This is a genomic window from Cytobacillus sp. GQ23, assembly GCF_059758675.1.
The window spans coordinates 1-317 of the sequence record NZ_JCAXER010000084.1; the positions used below are offsets into that span (position 1 = coordinate 1).

The following is a 317-nucleotide window of genomic DNA, read 5'->3' on the forward strand; positions in this document are numbered from 1 at the left end:
CAATAATATTAAAATAAATTATGGAGGAGGAAAGGGGATTCGAACCCCTGCGCGGTTTGACCCGCCTGTCGGTTTTCAAGACCGATCCCTTCAGCCGGACTTGGGTATTCCTCCGTATAAGAAAAGTGGTGGACCTTGTAGGACTCGAACCTACGACCGGACGGTTATGAGCCGTCTGCTCTAACCAGCTGAGCTAAAGGTCCAGCATCGTTTAATTAAAATGGTAGCGGCGGAGGGGATCGAACCCCCGACCTCACGGGTATGAACCGTACGCTCTAGCCAGCTGAGCTACACCGCCAAAACAGTAAAAATAATTA

General features: G+C 49.8%; 3 tRNA genes. All 3 read right to left on the reverse strand.

Going from position 1 to position 317, the window contains the following annotated elements:
- Positions 1-21: 21 nt before the first annotated feature.
- The 3 genes from AC6CHU_RS25985 to AC6CHU_RS25995 all read right to left on the reverse strand — a co-directional run bounded on the left by AC6CHU_RS25985 (position 22) and on the right by AC6CHU_RS25995 (position 298).
- Positions 22-114: transfer RNA gene (locus tag AC6CHU_RS25985), tRNA-Ser, on the reverse strand.
- 12 nt (positions 115-126) lie between these two features.
- Positions 127-203: transfer RNA gene (locus tag AC6CHU_RS25990), tRNA-Ile, on the reverse strand.
- Between the two features lie 18 nt (positions 204-221).
- A tRNA-Met gene (locus tag AC6CHU_RS25995) sits at positions 222-298 on the reverse strand.
- Positions 299-317: the final 19 nt, after the last annotated feature.